General features: G+C 34.8%; 15 protein-coding genes and 2 pseudogenes. 9 read left to right on the top strand and 8 right to left on the bottom strand.

Going from position 1 to position 17438, the window contains the following annotated elements; all coding sequences use genetic code 11:
* Positions 1-79 precede the first annotated feature (79 nt).
* The gene (locus ABC346_RS16295; RefSeq protein WP_413235851.1) at positions 80-469 is read right to left on the bottom strand and encodes a GNAT family N-acetyltransferase; all 390 of its coding nucleotides are present in this window, start codon (positions 467-469) and stop codon (positions 80-82) included.
* A 305-nt stretch (positions 470-774) separates the two neighbouring features.
* Here ABC346_RS16295 and ABC346_RS16300 point away from each other — a divergent pair, with 305 nt between their 5' ends.
* The 3 genes from ABC346_RS16300 (at position 775) to ABC346_RS16310 (ending at position 4912) form a co-directional block, all read left to right on the top strand.
* Entirely contained in the window at positions 775-2079 is a 1305-nt protein-coding gene (locus ABC346_RS16300) for an aspartate aminotransferase family protein (protein ID WP_413235852.1), read from the top strand.
* Positions 2080-2092: 13 nt separating this feature from the next.
* Complete coding sequence (locus ABC346_RS16305) at positions 2093-3472, top strand: YjiH family protein (RefSeq protein WP_413235853.1); 1380 nt, start codon at positions 2093-2095, stop codon at positions 3470-3472.
* A gap of 81 nt (positions 3473-3553) precedes the next feature.
* Positions 3554-4912 carry an FAD-binding oxidoreductase gene (locus ABC346_RS16310; protein WP_413235854.1) on the top strand — a complete coding sequence of 453 codons (1359 nt, stop codon included), beginning with the start codon at positions 3554-3556 and terminating at the stop codon, positions 4910-4912.
* A gap of 95 nt (positions 4913-5007) precedes the next feature.
* On the opposite strand, the gene ABC346_RS16315 is transcribed toward ABC346_RS16310, so the two are convergent.
* Positions 5008-6504 carry a BCCT family transporter gene (locus ABC346_RS16315; RefSeq protein ID WP_413235855.1) on the bottom strand — a complete coding sequence of 499 codons (1497 nt, stop codon included), beginning with the start codon at positions 6502-6504 and terminating at the stop codon, positions 5008-5010.
* Positions 6505-6775: 271 nt separating this feature from the next.
* Entirely contained in the window at positions 6776-7684 is a 909-nt protein-coding gene (locus tag ABC346_RS16320) for a methyl-accepting chemotaxis protein (protein WP_413235856.1), read from the bottom strand.
* Between the two features lie 151 nt (positions 7685-7835).
* Here ABC346_RS16320 and ABC346_RS16325 point away from each other — a divergent pair, with 151 nt between their 5' ends.
* Positions 7836-8444 carry a peptidoglycan-binding domain-containing protein gene (locus ABC346_RS16325; RefSeq protein WP_413235857.1) on the top strand — a complete coding sequence of 203 codons (609 nt, stop codon included), beginning with the start codon at positions 7836-7838 and terminating at the stop codon, positions 8442-8444.
* 133 nt (positions 8445-8577) lie between these two features.
* Here the strand turns inward: ABC346_RS16325 and ABC346_RS16330 are convergent, their stop codons facing one another.
* Entirely contained in the window at positions 8578-8874 is a 297-nt protein-coding gene (locus tag ABC346_RS16330) for a hypothetical protein (RefSeq protein ID WP_413235858.1), read from the bottom strand.
* Between the two features lie 546 nt (positions 8875-9420).
* Here ABC346_RS16330 and ABC346_RS16335 point away from each other — a divergent pair.
* The 4 genes and pseudogenes from ABC346_RS16335 to ABC346_RS16350 all read left to right on the top strand — a co-directional run.
* Positions 9421-10251 carry a manganese catalase gene (locus ABC346_RS16335; RefSeq protein WP_413235859.1) on the top strand — a complete coding sequence of 277 codons (831 nt, stop codon included), beginning with the start codon at positions 9421-9423 and terminating at the stop codon, positions 10249-10251.
* Positions 10252-10347: 96 nt separating this feature from the next.
* Positions 10348-11211, top strand: coding sequence for an MBL fold metallo-hydrolase (locus tag ABC346_RS16340; protein ID WP_413235860.1), 864 nt, complete (start codon positions 10348-10350; stop codon positions 11209-11211).
* A 110-nt stretch (positions 11212-11321) separates the two neighbouring features.
* Positions 11322-11573, top strand: a pseudogene (locus ABC346_RS16345) (DUF3231 family protein); the annotation flags it as partial.
* A gap of 95 nt (positions 11574-11668) precedes the next feature.
* Positions 11669-11917, top strand: a pseudogene (locus ABC346_RS16350) (DUF3231 family protein); the annotation flags it as partial.
* 325 nt (positions 11918-12242) lie between these two features.
* On the opposite strand, the gene ABC346_RS16355 reads toward ABC346_RS16350, so the two are convergent.
* Positions 12243-12659 carry an Lrp/AsnC family transcriptional regulator gene (locus tag ABC346_RS16355; protein ID WP_413235861.1) on the bottom strand — a complete coding sequence of 139 codons (417 nt, stop codon included), beginning with the start codon at positions 12657-12659 and terminating at the stop codon, positions 12243-12245.
* A 114-nt stretch (positions 12660-12773) separates the two neighbouring features.
* Here ABC346_RS16355 and ABC346_RS16360 point away from each other — a divergent pair, with 114 nt between their 5' ends.
* A complete protein-coding gene (locus tag ABC346_RS16360; protein ID WP_413235862.1) occupies positions 12774-13826 on the top strand; it encodes an alkene reductase in 1053 nt (350 codons plus the stop codon).
* 375 nt (positions 13827-14201) lie between these two features.
* Here the strand turns inward: ABC346_RS16360 and ABC346_RS16365 are convergent, their stop codons facing one another.
* From ABC346_RS16365 to ABC346_RS16375, 3 genes are all read right to left on the bottom strand, one after another.
* Positions 14202-14543: a YolD-like family protein gene (locus ABC346_RS16365; protein WP_413235863.1), complete on the bottom strand. Its 342-nt coding sequence runs from the start codon at positions 14541-14543 to the stop codon at positions 14202-14204.
* A 286-nt stretch (positions 14544-14829) separates the two neighbouring features.
* Positions 14830-16890: a DUF4832 domain-containing protein gene (locus ABC346_RS16370; protein ID WP_413235864.1), complete on the bottom strand. Its 2061-nt coding sequence runs from the start codon at positions 16888-16890 to the stop codon at positions 14830-14832.
* Positions 16891-17192: 302 nt separating this feature from the next.
* Positions 17193-17435, bottom strand: a complete 243-nt coding sequence (locus ABC346_RS16375; RefSeq protein WP_413235865.1) for a hypothetical protein — start codon at positions 17433-17435, stop codon at positions 17193-17195.
* Positions 17436-17438: the final 3 nt, after the last annotated feature.

Genomic DNA, 17438 nt, shown 5'->3' on the forward strand with positions numbered 1-17438 from the left:
CTTGTTGAATAAACTAAATAACCTTATTCCCTCTTCTAAAAGGTTCTTTTCCAAATACATCCTCCATCCCTCTATTCTTTCAACTTTTCCACACCCCGCCTGAACAAAGTGTAAATCCACTTGTTGTATAAAACCGCTCATGTTCTTCTGTAAATGATACTGTAACAATCTCAAATCCTCTTTGATCAGATTCTGTTAATAGTTTCTTAACTAACTCATGTCCAATACCTTTTCGTTGATAATCTGGGTGCACTAAAATGTCTTCCATATATCCATGTTCTAACCCCATTCCACAAATATATCCGAATCCGATCAATTTTTCATTTTCATCTCGTACTCCCACCCAAAAATTGCATCTTTCAAATAATATTGGATAGTCTTTTTCTCGTCTATCCCATCCACATAATTCTCGCAACTCTGGAACTTCATTTGGTCTAATTGATAGATTAACTTTTACACTATATGTCACGATGCACCTCCGATTGCATTCCTTTCTAGATATTAAACGCCCTATATATTTATCATTATTTTCATGTTAATCCATACTAGAAAATAATTTTTCCATATTATCCCACTTACATTTTTCTAAATAATCGCACTTTTTATGTAAATTACACACGAAACACCAAGGAAAATAATACCAATAACTTTTTACTATAAAAATTGAAAATTACCCCTTCATAAATCGACAAATCTATTATATAATTTTTATGCAACAGAATTTATATTTATACAATTATTATACTTTCATAACAACAAAGGAGTTTTTCTCTTATGAATAAATCAGATCAAAACTGGCAAGAACTAGTGAACTCAATCGGAAATTTCTTAGCACCAAGTATGGCTAAAGACCACCCGAATTTACCTGTAGTAAAAGCAGAAGGCTGTTACTACTATGGAACAGATGGAAAAGAATATTTAGATTTCACTTCTGGAATTGCTGTTGAAAATGTCGGACATCGTCACCCTAAAGTAGTGCAAGCGATAAAAGATAGTGCTGATCATCTTGTTCACGGACCATCAGGCGTTATTATCTATGAATCTATCTTGAAGTTAGCACAAGAACTTCAAGAGATTATGCCTCCAAAACTAGATAATTTCTTCTTTGCTAATAGTGGTACAGAAGCAATTGAAGGTGGATTAAAACTAGCAAAACATGTAACGAAACGTCCCTATGTCATTTCATTTACCGGGAATTTCCATGGTCGTTCGATTGGCTCATTAAGTGTTTCTACTTCAAAAAGTAAATATCGTAAGTATCAACAACCTTCTTGGTTAACGTATCAATTACCATACGCTTTGCCAGAATACTTACCTGAAGGACAAGATCCAGAAGTATTTTTTGCAGAAAAACTAGAAAAGGATGCAGAATCCCTTTTCAAACATCAAGTTGACCCTGAAGAAGTCGCATGTATGATACTGGAACCAATTATGGGCGAAGGCGGTTATATTATTCCTCCTAAATCTTGGTTGCAAAAAGTACGTGAAATCTGTGATCGTCATGGAATTTTACTCATTTTTGATGAAGTACAAACTGGATTTGGACGTACCGGAGATTGGTTTGCTGCACAAACTTTTAGTGTTACACCTGACATTATGGCTATTGCAAAAGGAATCGCAGCAGGAATGCCTTTAAGTGCTACCGTTGCCTCTAAAGAACTAATGGATCAATGGCCATTAGGTTCACATGGAACAACTTTTGGCGGTAACCCGATTGCCTGTGCAGCAGCACGTGCTTCTCTTTCCGTAATAAAAGAAGAAAAACTTCTTCACAATGCCAAGACAATGGGAGATTATGCATTAACAAAACTCAACGACTTAAAGAAAAAATATGATATTGTCCACGAAGTACGTGGAATTGGTTTAATGCTAGGGATAGAACTGAGAGATCCTCAGACTGGTAAACCAGACGGTGATGCTGTAATGGAAGCTTTAAACGGCTGTTTAGAAGAAGGAGTTTTATTCTATCTATGTGGAAATTCTGGAGAAGTCATTCGTATGATTCCACCTTTAACCATTAACAAGAAACAAATTGATCAAGGGATCGATGTACTAGACAAAGTTCTAGCACAAATGTAAAGGACGTGCCAATATGAGCAATCAAGTAGAAAATCTATCAAACAACTCACAACATACAGAAGAAAAAATTGATAAACATGGTCTAATGAAGTTTTTACTTCCTTCTTTATTTGGAGTATTTATTTTTCTATTTCCGATTTTTGATGGTGAAACATTCAATATACCTTTAGGAATTATTACAGAATTTATCATCGATGCTTTAACCGCTTGGTTACCAGCAATCGTTACGTATATTATGGTGATCTCCACACTATTTACTGTGGTACAAGCAATTTTCAAGCCAGCTTTTATTGAAAAATCTGCGTTGCTTAAATCTCTTTTCAACGTTTCTATATTTTGGACAACACTTCGTGTGCTGGGAACGATATTTGCGATCATGACTTTTTATAATGTAGGAATAGAAGGTGTCTATTCTGAGTTAACTGGTCAAGTTATGTTCGGATTATTAACAAGTTTAATTGTTTGGTTCTTTGTAGCCTCTTTCTTAATGCCTTATTTAATTAATTTTGGGGTTATGGAATTTTTTGGTTCCATCCTTCGTAATGTTATAAAACCACTGTTTACATTACCTGGACGTTCCGCAATCGATTTATTAGCTTCCTGGATTGGAAATGTAAATGTCGGAGTCGTTATCACTCGAGAACAATACGAAAGTGGATTTTATACCGGAAGAGAAGCAGCAGCGATTGCAACATGTTTCTCGACTGTTTCACTTCCCTTCTGTCTTGTAATTGCCGGGATGCTAAATGTGGACCACATGTTCCCTGTATTTTATCTAACAATCGTTATTGCAGGTGTAGTAAGTGCGATGATAATACCGAGAATACCGCCAATATCTAAAATTCCTAATAAATACTATACAGAAAATCATTTTCAAGAAGATGTTCCTGAAAATATGAGTAAGTTTAAATGGGGGTTATTACAGGCTGTAAAACGTGCAAAAAGTGCGGGATCATTTAAAGATCAATTAAAACAAGGAAATGAAATATTCTTAGGAATCGCGTTTGTTTTACTTCCTCAAGTAATGGCAATTGGAACGCTTGCACTTATTATCGCTGAATTCACTTCATTTTTCCAAGTGATTTCTCAACCAATTGTTCCTTTGCTAGAATTGATGCAATTACCAGAGGCAGCTGCGGCAGCACCTGCTACAATTATTGGTTTCATTGATATGTTCCTACCAGCTGTACTAGCATCTGGTATCGAAGCAGAAATTACCAGATTTGTAATTGGTGCTCTTTCACTTGTGCAGATTATCTATTTAACAGAAATGGGTACACTACTACTTATTTCTAAAATTCCTGTGAAAGCATGGCATTTATTTGTTATTTTCTTACAAAGAACGATTATTTCATTACCGATTATAGTGTTAATTGCTCATATGATTTACTAGATTCAAAGTAAAACATCGTCTTCATCTAGGAGCGATTTCCAATCGCTCCTATTTATTTTTATTTTCATGAGGTGAACAACAATGTATGTAGAACAACTTATCAAAAAATTAGGGATAGATAATGTCTCACAAAATGAAAGCATCTTATTCCGTCATGGGTATGATGAATCTCCACATAAAGCAGTTGAACCCGATGTAGTATGTTTCCCTACATCCACGGAAGAGGTACAAGCAATACTTGAAATCGCACGAAATAATCAAGTTCCAGTGACGCCATTTGGAACAGGATCCGGACTTGAGGGCTCGTCCATTCCTGTTAAAAAAGGAATCTCCATTAACTTTGAACAAATGGATAAGGTTCTTGAATTTTCACCTGAAAATATGACAGTTACTGTTCAACCAGGTATTACACGTTTTCGACTTAATGATTATATTAACCCTAACGGTCTGCAGTTTCCGGTAGACCCAGGAGTAGACGCTACTATTGGTGGAATGGTGGCAACCAATGCTAGTGGAACAACTGCAGTTCGTTATGGAGCAATGAAAGATCAATTGGTAGATTTAGAAGTAGTGATGGCTGATGGAACGATTATTCACACAGCGTCAAAAGCAAAAAAATCTTCTTCTGGATATTTAATAACAAATCTATTTGCAGGATCAGAAGGTACTTTAGGAATAATTACCGAGGTAACATTAAAACTTCATCCTATTCCAGAACATACCATAATGGCTAGATGCACATTTGAAACAATTAACGAGTGTGCTACAGCCAGTCAACAATTGTTATTAAGTGGGATTCCATTAAAGCGTGTGGAATTAATGGATGCAGCTAGTATTGCTGAAGTAAATCGTCAAAATGGATATAAATTCCCAGTACAACCATCTCTGTTCTTTGAGTTTGCTGGTGCAAAACAAGCAGTTGAAGCGGAAGTAGTGCTTGCTCAATCTACTCTAAATGACTTAGATTGTCAAAATTGGTCTGTAGCATTAGATCCTGCTGAACAACAAGAACTTTGGAAAGCACGTTATGATCTATCCTATTCTTTTCAATCTGTATATGGCATGGATGAAGTAGGAGCAGATGTATGTGTTCCCATTAAAGATTTACCTGAACTAATAACCTATGCAAGAGAGTTAATTGATAATAGTAGGTTAAAAGGTGGCGTATGGGGGCATGTCGGTGATGGAAACTTCCATACTCTAATTTTATTTGACCCATTAATTGATGGACAGAAACAATTAGCCGAGTCCGTCAATGAGGCCCTAGCAAAACGTGCGATAGAGGTTGGCGGAACCTGTACAGGAGAACATGGTGTTGGAATTGGCAAGCAAAAGTTTCAAGAACTTGAACATGGCAATTCTCTATCTATTATGCGAAATATAAAACAATTGTTTGATCCTATCGGCATCCTTAACCCTGGAAAGATATTTATGGATTGAGAACTAACACTAATATATGAATAGAAGTATCAACAAAAATAAGTATAGTGATCTTCATTGAATGAAGATCACTATACTTATTTTACATAATTAAATTATTTCTTACTTTTCCAATGTCGTTGATCCCTACGAGCAGATTTAAAGAACGAAACACCCATAAGAATGATTACTATAGAGAATGGGAGAGCAGCGATAATTAACATATTCTGCAAACCTTGCGTCCCCCCAAAATATACAATTATTGCAGCAACTGCAGATTGCATAAGTCCCCACATAATTTTAACAGAGTTTTTCGGGTTAATTGTTCCTCCAGTACTTAACATACCTAGAACGAAAGTCGCTGAATCTGCTGATGTAATAAAGAATATCGCTACAACAAATAAAGTGATGATGGACATTATCATACCTAAAGGATATTCATTTAAAACACCAAACGTAGACGTTTCTAATGCAAATTTTGATATTTCAGCAATACCGTTCTGTTCTAAGTTTAGCGCAGAAACTCCGAATACTGCAAAGAATATAAAACATACAATTGATGGGACTAATAACACCCCAAGCATAAATTCTTTAATTGTTCTTCCTTTGGAAATACGCGCAATAAAAATTCCAACAAACGGTGACCAAGATATCCACCATGCCCAATAAAACACCGTCCAATTATTAATCCATGTCCTTTGATCACCATCTTGAGGAGCCAATCTTAAGCTCATATCAAAGAAATCAGATACATAACTTCCTAATGTGTGTGTAAACATATTAAGGATATATAGTGTAGGACCGATTAGAAATAACATGAGTAACAATACAAATGCTAGTCCCATATTAAGATTACTTAAATACTTAATACCCCTACCTATTCCTGACCAAGCAGATCCAATAAAAAGAATAGTTGCAATCACTAATATTAGTAACTGCATCCAAAAAGTACTCGGAGTACCAAATAAATAAGAAAGTCCCCCATTAATTTGTGCAGAACCGAATCCAAGAGTAGCTGCAACACCGACAACCGTAGCAAAGACTGCTAGAGTATCAATAATTTTCCCAGCCGGTCCTTGCATACTATTTCTGCCGAATAGCGGAACCAAAGTCGCACTAATTAACCCCGGTGTGTCTTTATAAAATTTAAAATATGCTAAAACTAATGCTACAATTCCATAAACTGCCCACGCATGGATTCCCCAATGAAAGAAAGAATACTTCAATCCATCGTTAATTGCTTGTTCGGATCCTAGTTCTGCACCAGGAGAACTAGTAAATGCATGTGAAATAGGCTCTGCAGTAGTCCAAAATACTAGGCCCATCCCCATTCCAGCACTAAATAACATAGCAAACCAAGACAATAAATTAAACTCAGGTTTATCATTCTCTTTTCCTAATTTAATTTTTCCATATTTAGAAAAGATAAGATAAACACAAACTATCAACATGAGCATAACTATGATTAAATAATACCAACCAAAGGTATCTGATATAAATGTTGTAACGTCTGATGTAAATCCTTCTAGATTACTTGGAGCATAGGATCCCCATAGGACTACGATAATACATAATGCTAAAGAATACCAAAAAACACTCGTAACACTTTTCATTGATACACCTCTTCTTTATTGCTTTTCTTTTATGTATTGGCATCTTAATTAATACCCCACCGATTATACGATCAAACCATTAATTGGCATGATATTTTACTATCCTTGGTTAATTATTCTTATAATAGTAATAATCTCAAATAGAAACTATCATCAAATTAGTAGTTATGAATAGATTAATCAACTTTATCTTAGATGAATCAATAAAAATTAAATAACCGCTTCTATACATCGTATAATAGCGGTTTTGATTATATCCTTTAAGATCCATTTAGAATAAATCACTAAATGAATTAGATCTCTCATTTAGCGTCTGAGAAGTTGAAGATATTTCTTCAAAGTCTTCTATTGTTCGATTCAAATGGTCTTGACTATTTTCAATATTTACTTCTATCTGTATAGCTCCATCTTTTATCCGATGGGATCCATTCGTAATTGAATCTACTATTTGGCTTATATCTACAACTGAATTTTCTACATCGCCTGCCAACTTTTTGACTTCGTTCGCTACTACATTAAATCCCTTCCCAAATTCTCCTGCATGCGCAGCTTCAATAGCCGCATTTAATGATAATAGTTTTGTTTGTCTCGCAATACTTTTAACCGTAGTGACAATACTGTTAATCTCATTCGTTTGGGACAAAAACGTATTAATCATTTCAGCATTTTCATCCATGATTTCAGACACAGTTTGAAAGCTTTCGGTTAATAAATATATATTCTTTGTGCCCGAAGTACTTTTTTCATTAATACGTTGTGCAACTTCTTTAAACTCATATACTAATGATTGGACATTATCTTCACGATCAGTCACATTGGTAGCTATTTTAGAGATAGCTACTACTTTATTCTCTTCATCAAATACTGGCATATATGTTGCTTCAAGCCAAATCGAATTTCCACTTGCATCTTTTCTTTTTATCTTATTTTGATAAGATTTCCCCGAAAATAATCGATTCCAAAATAATTCATAATCTGTGCTTTGTACAAACGTATCAAAACATAACATTTGATGATGCATTCCTAGTAACTCTTCTCTTTTATATCCTAATGCTTTTGCAAAATTATCATTCACAAAGGCTACTCTCTTATTTAAGTCAAACCGAATAATTGCAAGATTACTTTCTAATGCTTGTACAACCAGTTTATCCATACTATCTTTATTTTCCATTAATGTCATAAAATTGCTCCTCTTTATCTAGTTAGTTATACCTACCCATATTATCTTAATTTCAAACAATACTTTACCTTCAAAATTTAAAAATTGTTTAAATTTATGTGAAAGTGGAATTGGAATAATACACCAAATAATCAAAGGAGGATCTATCATAATGAAAAAGAAATGGTTAACGGTTGTGCCAGCTGTTGCTTTAACGTTTACGCCACTTTACTTTCAACAAGTAGAGGCCTCTAGTGACCATCCAGTATCGGAAACGGAGCAATCTAATTCTGAGGTACCTGAAAGGCTGGAACCTATCTTGGACATTGCTCCAGAGCATCAACCCACACTCAAAATAGATAGTGTAGGTTTAGAAGTTGAATTAGTACAAGTAAAGTTAAATCATTTCGGATTTGAAACAGATGTTGATGGAATATTTGGTAGCAAGACGGAAGAACAAGTAATGAAATTTCAAAAAGAACACGATCTAATGAGGGATGGAATTGTTGGTGCAGAAACTTGGACAGCCTTATTAGACGAAGAACGTCAAGACATGTTTACTGTTGATCACGCGATTTCTCTTGCTGAAGAAGAACTCAACAATGACGACCTAATTTTCAGCAGTAATGGCGAACTCTATGTAGATAAAGATGGAAGAACTTTTTACAACCTAAAAGCATCTAGTAAATCCATGATTGAAGATGGAGGAACTGGAACTGTGGGCTTCTATAATGTATATAGTGATGGAGAAGTTATCTTATCGGACCCAATGAATAAATAAGACATTGTAGCAGAGAATGTCCCTGGATGTTCTCTGCTTTTTTTAACAGAATCAATTGTAATCTTTCATGTTCGAGTTCTCCCATTGAGAAAATAACAATCTCTCATTACAAGAAACCTACCTGTTGATTCGTTTAGTTAGTCCCAAAAATTCCAAAACTAACTTGACCTGATAATTGAATATAAATAAATGTAAGTAGTAAGATTTCTATTATGAAGAAAAAGAGAAATGGTTTTATTGTTGGGTATCTGAGCTGGAGTATATAAAAAGCTAACCATAAAATAAAGAGAATAATCATTATCGGGAGATTGATAGGAATAACATCTGTTGTTTCAAAAGTTAAATATAACCATGCAAGAAATATAACTATTCCTCCAAACAGGATAACACCTAACGTAATATTAACGACATGAATGATTTTTCTGTTCAAAAAACTTTCCCCTTCCAATAAAATATTAATTATGTCGTAGTAATAGATATATATAGATAAAAGTAATACAACAAAGCTAAATTTATAACAGAATGTAAAATTTTATTAAAATAATTCAACACCTATAACATCTTTGTAATCATCGTTAGCGCTTGTCAATATATCTCTTCAACTTCGCTTTACTGTATGTTGTTATTATTCTACAGCACGAGCTAATTTCCCTTCCTTACTTTTACAATCTGACAACGTATAAAAGGACTTTTAACTAGGATATGATTCCAGTTGGGCTCGAACTAACGACTTTTGTAGATTCAACAACTACTACAGCTATTCTTCACCTATATGAGGCGATTTCCAACTTACATTCAACATCAGAATATTACTAAAGCTAATAAATTACCTTTACAAAAGAAATAATATTCTTCATTCACCTTTATAATCCTGGTAACTTGGTACCGTAACCCCTACAAAGTGTCTTTAATTTTGTTGGGGTTATAAATAATAATTTAATGGTTACCCTAGGTAAAAAAGGAGTGTGACAGATTCATGTTTTTTCATGTAAAAGAATTGCAATATCATGCAAAACCAGATCGTCCAGATCCAGTATATGCAAAAAAATTGCAAGAAGTTTTAGGTGGTCAATTTGGAGAAATAACTGTTATGATGCAATATCTATTTCAAGGCTGGAATTGTCGTGGTAATCAAAAGTACCGAGATATGCTTTTAGATATTGGAACAGAAGAAATAGCACATGTAGAAATGTTAGCTACTATGATTGCACAGTTACTTGACAATGCACCTGTCGAAGATCAAGAGGAAGCGGCAAAAGATCCTGTAGTAGGTGCTGTGATGGGAGGAATGAATCCCCAACATTCCATAGTATCTGGGTTAGGTGCAACTCCTACTGATAGTGCAGGTTATCCTTTCAATTCCCGTTATACTGTTGCAAGTGGAAATTTACTCGCTGACTTTCGTGCAAATTTAAATGCTGAATCACAAGGTCGTCTTCAAGTCGTAAGATTATATGAAATGACTGATGATCGCGGTGTTCGAGATATGCTTTCATGGTTAATAGCACGAGATACTATGCATCAAAATCAATGGATGGCTGCAATTGAGGAATTAGAGCAAAACGAAAAACCGATCGTACCATCAACATTTAACCAACAATACGAAAAACAAGAAGTCTCTCATTCTTTTATGAACTATTCATTTGGTGATGAAAGTAGTGAAGGAAGATGGGCGAAAGGCAAAAGTATGGATGGAGATGGAGAATTTGAATACATTAGAGATCCAAAAGCTTTTGGTCAAATACCTGTTTTAAAACCTGCACCAGGATATATTCATGGAACTCCAAATAATAATGAAAATCCCTAACTGATAATATTTGAAAAAAAGTCTTTCAAAGGAAGACTTTTTTTTACTTAAAACTATTGTCAGACTAGAGAAGCTTAGACTAAAGGAGGGGTTAGTATGTATGAAAATATGCACGAAAGTAATGATAAAAAATATATTCCTATGACATCTATTTCGAGTAGAACTGGAAATGAAGTTAAACCTGATATCTATTACTACACTGATCAAATTGCAAACATATGCTTCATTGGAAACCCAAAAGAAAATTGGGTTCTTATTGATAGTGGGTTACCAGAATCAGCATCAGAGATCGAGATAGTTGTTGAAAAGCGCTTTGGAAAAAAACCTCAGGCAATTATTTTAACTCATGGTCATTTCGACCATGTTGGAGGATTGGTCGACTTAGTGAAACAATGGCAAACTCCTGTATACGCACACCATCTCGAACTACCGTTCCTAACAGGAGAAAAAAGCTACCCTAGACCAGATTCAAGTGTTGAAGGGGGAATTATAGCAAAGATATCACCTATATTTCCAAATGAACCAATTGACTTAGGTTCTCTTATTAATCCTTTACCTGAAGATAACAGTGTGCCTTATTTACCTGACTGGAAATGGATTCATACTCCTGGTCACTCACCAGGGCACGTATCACTTTTTAGAAGTAAAGATGGGGTATTAATTTCAGGGGACGCTTTTATTACAGTTAAACAAGATTCTTTTTATAATGTATTAATGCAAAAGAAAGAAATAAATGGTCCACCAAAGTACTTTACAACCGATTGGTTAGGAGCTAAAAAATCAGTTGTAAAATTAGAGTCTTTACATCCAAAAATAGTTATACCAGGACATGGTACTTGGATGAAAGGTGAAGAACTCTCAAAAGGGTTACAAGAACTCGTAAATAATTTTGATAAATTGGCAATCCCGGATTATGGACGATATGTCAATGATACAGATACAAATCACTATAAACATTAGATGCATTAGATGCTTAACCCCTTCTTAATAGGGGTTATTTTTTACTTTTACTATTGATTAGAACAAATCAAATATCCATATAGAGCAATAGTAAAAATATTTATCATGTAGAGATCAATGATATTCCTACGGGTGCTCGTTTCCAGGATACAGATGTAGCAGCCTCAGTCTCTACTAAAATAGCAACTGGTTTAGTTACCTGTAGTCAAATAATGGGACAATCTATTCGTGAGGACATCGCAATGATGTTCGGACAATTTCACATGAATAAAGCTGCACTTGGAGGTAAAGTATTAAAGTTAACGAAAGAAAAAGGTTGGCTTATCCCTCCACCTCTTCATCATTCTTCTAAAGAAGACTAAGAATAACTAAATGTATTATTTTGAACATACTACAACAGAATAAGTGTGCAAACAAGAAAGGTGGCACATAAATGAATTTATTTAGGAGGATAACAATGGGTATTTTAAGTGGAAATCCACAAGACGAACCAATGCACTACGGAGAAGTATTTAGTTTATGGAACTATGTTTTAACAGGCAATAAAATGATAGCTGACCATCAAATGCTTTTAAACCATGTAGGTGATGAGGACTTAAAGAAATTAATGAAGGAATCCATAGAAGGAGGACAACAAGAGGTAAAGCAAGTTGAAGAAATTTTAAAACAGAACGGTATTGCTCTACCCCCTGCAGCTCCTGAGCCTCGAAATTTTTATCCATTAATTCAAGTTAAATCAAAAATAAAATTTCATCACAAATATCTGAGCCAATTCTTAATGTCGGATAGCTATCAACTGAATTAAGATTTAAAACAGAAATTAGCAGTTTCTACTAAACTATCGTTCTAAGTAAACATCATTTTCCAATGTAATTTTATCCAAAAAAATACCACTTCATTTAAAAGTGGTATTTTACATAATGAATTTATAAAGTCATATGGTGGTATTTCAGTTAAGAGTGTAACATTTGAATTAGGCATATTAAAGTTTGGTTACTTTATCAAATTTGTAATTAATCATTTAATCATTTTTAACTATCACCAACATTATAATTCCCTAGAACAGATAGTATATTGGAAAAGGCATAATGCGTAGTATCTTTAGAGATTTGCTCCAGCTCCTCCATCTTTGTACATATAACTTCAGCCATATAATTATACTCTCCGCTAATTCTCCATAGATCGATAATATTGCTATTCTCTTTGCAATAATTCGTTAACTTTTCACAACTCTTTGTTTTAAATAAAACAAAACCATGAATTCCTTTATTTAGTTCTTTATGATTTACCTCTACCGTATAACGCGTTATCACATAATCTTCTAATCTTTCCATTCTCGTTTTCACAGCAGGAGATGACATGTTTATTTGTTTACCGATTCCTGTATATGTAAGTCTTGAATTTCTTTTTAATAAATCTAATATTTGATGATCAATATCATCTAACATTCCTTTCATCCCCTCCGATCACTTTAAAATTTAAAGTTTTTCATAGTATATAACTTAATAATTCCATTGTAAACAAATCGTCAGAGAATTAAAATTTTATATGAGGTGGTTAATATGACACGTTCCATTTTCTCAGATTATAAAATCGGGAACTTAGCATTAGATAATAGAATTGTAATGGCTCCAATGACAAGAGGATTTGCCGATAATGAAACCGGTGAAGTTAATCAGTTGATTGCCGACTATTATGGAAGAAGAGCGAGATATGGTGCCGGCTTAATCATCACAGAAGGTATTGCCATCAATAAACTAGCCAAAGGAACTTATGGGATTCCGGGAATATTCACACATCGCCAAACCTTAAGTTGGGAAAAAGTCACAAGGGAAGTACATCAGTATAAAACAAAAATTTTTGCCCAACTTTGGCATGTAGGCAGAGTAAGTCACCAGGAAATTTTAAAAGGTCATGCACCAGTGGCTCCATCTGCCATAGTTGCTAGCGGTCATGTGCATAGATTAAGAAAACCGTTTCAAGTACCTAAACCTTTAAGTCTTGCGGAAATATATCAAATTATCGATGACTATAGACAAGCAGCAAGAAATGCAATAGAGGCCGGTTTTGACGGTATTGAAATACATGCAGCACATGGTTATCTCATTGACCAATTTATCAGTGAGAAATCAAATCTTCGACAAGACGAGTTTGGAGGATCCTTACAAAATAGACTGCGGTTATTAGATTTAATTATTAAAGAAGTAAAGAAAGTTGTGCCTAATAATAGAATAAGTATCAGAGTTTCTGAAAAGAAAGATGACGATAAAAATTATGTATGGGAGCAACCAGAAGAAATGGTGCGTGCTATTACAGAGATTCTTTCCAAACATCGAGTAAAAATTGTTCATCCCTCTGTAGAAAACTATGGTGACGCACTTAAAAATGATCAAAGATCGCTTCATGAGTTATTTAGGAAATACTGGAAGGAAACCCTTATAGCTGTTGGTAATATAGATCCTAATAAAGGATCAGCAATTGTTGATGAAAATCAAGGAGATCTAGTTGCATTTGGGCAATTATTTATATCCAATCCTGATTTAGTCATTCGTCTGAAAGCGAATCAAGAGATTTTGCCTTATCACAAAAAAGAGCAGTTAAAATGTTTAAATTAATATATATTTATAAAACAGATAATAACAGATCCTACCAAATTCATTTTATTAAGACCTGACCAACACCTCTATTGAATACCTATTGAATACCTACCTCGGTTTTATACGGATTGATAACGTAAAGATGATACCGATTGGTTTCGAACCCACAACCGCCCCCACCCTGTCAATATAAAGCGTGGGGGTCATCTTACATAATCTTTTTCTAATAGTATTGATATAACAGTACTTTTCATTTACTACTAGTTATTTTGAATATTAATAAACCATCTTCAGGTGGTCAAAATACTGGTCTTTTTTTCTTCTATTATGTCGTACATTTATATGATTGTTGTAGAAAAATTATTTTCCAAAGTCGTTGTCACATATTAAGTGTTACACTATAAACACATCTAAAATATCTTCATATTTTATCCTCATAAACTCTCTGGCACAAATACCTTCAGATACTTCAATCGATTTTTTCTCATAGTTCATTTTTTGAATATACCCCTTAAACGTTAAGAAATGACCATTCTCATAAAATTTAACTTCAACTAACAAGTTATCCTTGAGACCCATCCTTAATTGAAAATTAATTACTTCTTGTTTCTGCTGATCAATTATTGGTCTTTGAACTTTTAACTGCTCTTTCTTAAGATCCTTTAACATTTCTATATGCTCTGGCATCATCATAGCAGTCCATTTGATTGAACCTCGATCATTCCCACTACCCATTTATCCTTCCTCCTACCAATTAGAACGTATGTTCCTATTATATCAAAATAATGTTCCAAGTAAACATATCTTTTAATGCAAATTTATCCATTAAAAATACCACCTCGTTAAAAGTGGTATTTTACATAAACGAATTTTTTAAGTTATATTACATTATCATCCAGGTCCACGCTCGGTAGTTATTAAAAGATTAGCAGCGCGGTTACACAATAAGTAATCGAATTTTAAATTAAACTTTTTTCAGTCAAATCATCCGTTCACTTTAATCCCTGTCTTCTTCTAATTTTCAACGGGAAGCATTTATCTCAATTTGGCCAATGTTCAGCCACCCGTTATCTTCCTGCTCCTCATTAGCGAAACGGAATGCCTTAGCATTCGAGTTCATATCTGATAAAGGATTAACAACGTTAACTAAAATATCATAGCTGCCTTCACTTAGTTCCGAAATGTCACCAGACCACTCCAACAGAACCCCATTATTTTCTTCTGTCCCGTCCTCCTTTGGTAAGATATATGATATATCCCAATCTGTCGTCCACTCTTCAATTTTTCCGTTTTCATCTCTTGCTGCGATTTCCACTTTCCAATCATAATAGAAAGGTGCTACACCTGTATTTTGAATTTCCATCGCTGCTTGCAAGTGACCATTAGCCACGTTCATATAGGCAGTTGGAACAAAATATTCATAACCTAAACGACGTGAACCTTCACGCGCTCGTTCGAGTGCCTCCTCTTCTAATGGCATTTGAAAAACGTTTTGAATTTTCAGCCAGGAAACGTGAGTTAGCTCCACGCTTTTATAATAATCTTCTCCTTGAGCGCCTTCGATTGGATCACCTAAGTATTGAGGTGGATCGTTATCCCACATATCCATTTGAATTTCGGGTCGCACTTCTCCGCCAATCGGCTCTTTTTTCCATTTGTTCATGACTTGATTTTCTTCCAGTCGGCCGACAAAGTGCCAGTCTTCCCCTCCTAGACTAGAAGGCAAAGTCTGAAAAGCAAAAGAATCATCGTGATAGCCGATACTCAGGTCACGATTAAATTCACTAGGATAGCGTGCCAGTATTTTTGTTTCATCGAAGGAATCATTAAACTTTTGCATAATAGCTTCTTGATTGGCCAAGCTAGGCATCCAATCAGTTGCACGGCCATTTTCATATTCAGCTAGTTCACCGTCCCAACTTCCAAGTGAAGTTGTACCGTTCTGCGGATAAGTATGCCATTCACCCCAAAATCCAATTAATCCAGCTTGAATAAAACCAATCCTTGGATCACCATCATATTTATCTCCAAGGGCTTCAATAAAATGTGACAAGGCGGTTATTAGATTCTCGTCATTATAATCAGGTGCCATACTCGTACCATTAGATCCCCCATTGCTATAGTAAGAGTAGTCTCTTGTCTCTAATCCGAGATCAAGCAAAAACGACGGGATTCCTGTTGGCTTATTTGGATAATCGAGGTATACTCTAAAAATTGCCTGATTTCCTCTTGAGGTGATATCATCGATCTCAGCCTCTAGCTTGCTCCAATCATATTCATTAAAGTTTGTCATTATATCCTTCAAAGGTATATAGAAATACTCCAAACTGTAAGGTATCTGATTATAGTCGGTTCGCCATGATGCCGATTCACTAAAGGGTAAAAATCCTTTTAATGGGTTATCTATTGGTGCCGGTGTATAATTCAGATTAAACGTATTTGAAGGAGTTGCCCATACAGGTGCTAAAGTCCCTCCCGCACCGCCTTCGGAAGTACCCCATAGACCAATAGAATCTATATAAATTTCATTCTTCGAATTAGCCTGTGGACTATAGCCTAATTCAAACCCACTGACTAAACCCAGGTTAAGCTCATTTTCACAACTTTGTAGACATTGCCACGCTTTCTGTGTAAATTGATCCCAAGAAATGCGGACAAGTCCAGTGAAATTTCCTGGAACAGACAACATACTGCTAAAAGTATGCTCTTCCCATGATGCACCGCCTTCTTCTTTTAGGGACGCCTTAAAAGTTCCTTCTTGACCATATGTCTTTGATTCGGATTTAACATCCAAGTTAAATGCTAATGGCTCGTCCGCATCGTTATGTATCCAAAATGAAATACCAGCAGAATCTGTCCAGTCACGTGCAGGGAAATTGTAAGCTAAGGATACCCAATCATCTAAAGGCTTAATCGGGACGATACGCATAGAATTTGCTCCATCATTAGCATGTTTTTGGCTTAAAGACCAATCGACACCACTACCTTCAGATGATGACCAAAGTTTATAGGCTGTTCTTAACTCATCATCTGAGGTATAGTTTTCAAAATCATCGATTACTGTATTGGTTTCTATAGGCACGGCATTTACTTTTAGATTTGTAGGTGTTACCGCTAAAGTAATTAGTAAAGCAAGAACTAATAAATATTTCACAATTTTTGTACTCTGTTTCATCTTAACCTCCATTTAGTTGTTTTAACTATACACCCTTATAGTTTAAATATCGGAACACAGGACAATATCTTTAGTTCATTTAGAGATTCGTTAGACTATTTTGTAATCTTCATTCACAACTGGAATTGGTTGTAATCCATAGTTGGAGAGCAACATATTAACCTAAGCAATAACAATAGTAAGAATAATTGTAGCTTTATCCATACTTTTCACCCCCTTTCAATTAAGCTCCAATACCAAAGGTTAATAGGAAATACAAAAGCCCCAATCATGGTGATTAGGGCAATCATTAACCGTCTATTATTATTTTGCATGGTTTCGATATCTTTTCGTTCTCCTTGGAACGATAATCTGCATCTGCAGCACTCTTTTTTTGATTTCTCTATGGTTTCCTTCATATCTTCCCTTGATAAGGAATCTAAAATATAAACTTTTACTGCTGCTATTTCCATGCT

The sequence above is a fragment of the Oceanobacillus phoenicis genome, assembly GCF_047238145.1.
Taxonomy (GTDB): Bacteria; Bacillota; Bacilli; order Bacillales; family Amphibacillaceae; genus Oceanobacillus.

Coding starts and splice junctions, on each gene's coding strand:
- ABC346_RS16300 (WP_413235852.1), top strand. CDS start 775: ATGAATAAATCAGATCAAAACTGGCAAGAACTAGTGAACTCAATCGGA.
- ABC346_RS16305 (WP_413235853.1), top strand. CDS start 2,093: ATGAGCAATCAAGTAGAAAATCTATCAAACAACTCACAACATACAGAA.
- ABC346_RS16310 (WP_413235854.1), top strand. CDS start 3,554: ATGTATGTAGAACAACTTATCAAAAAATTAGGGATAGATAATGTCTCA.
- ABC346_RS16315 (WP_413235855.1), bottom strand. CDS start 6,504: ATGAAAAGTGTTACGAGTGTTTTTTGGTATTCTTTAGCATTATGTATT.
- ABC346_RS16320 (WP_413235856.1), bottom strand. CDS start 7,684: ATGACATTAATGGAAAATAAAGATAGTATGGATAAACTGGTTGTACAA.
- ABC346_RS16325 (WP_413235857.1), top strand. CDS start 7,836: ATGAAAAAGAAATGGTTAACGGTTGTGCCAGCTGTTGCTTTAACGTTT.
- ABC346_RS16335 (WP_413235859.1), top strand. CDS start 9,421: ATGTTTTTTCATGTAAAAGAATTGCAATATCATGCAAAACCAGATCGT.
- ABC346_RS16340 (WP_413235860.1), top strand. CDS start 10,348: ATGTATGAAAATATGCACGAAAGTAATGATAAAAAATATATTCCTATG.
- ABC346_RS16355 (WP_413235861.1), bottom strand. CDS start 12,659: ATGTTAGATGATATTGATCATCAAATATTAGATTTATTAAAAAGAAAT.
- ABC346_RS16360 (WP_413235862.1), top strand. CDS start 12,774: ATGACACGTTCCATTTTCTCAGATTATAAAATCGGGAACTTAGCATTA.
- ABC346_RS16365 (WP_413235863.1), bottom strand. CDS start 14,543: ATGGGTAGTGGGAATGATCGAGGTTCAATCAAATGGACTGCTATGATG.
- ABC346_RS16375 (WP_413235865.1), bottom strand. CDS start 17,435: ATGGAAATAGCAGCAGTAAAAGTTTATATTTTAGATTCCTTATCAAGG.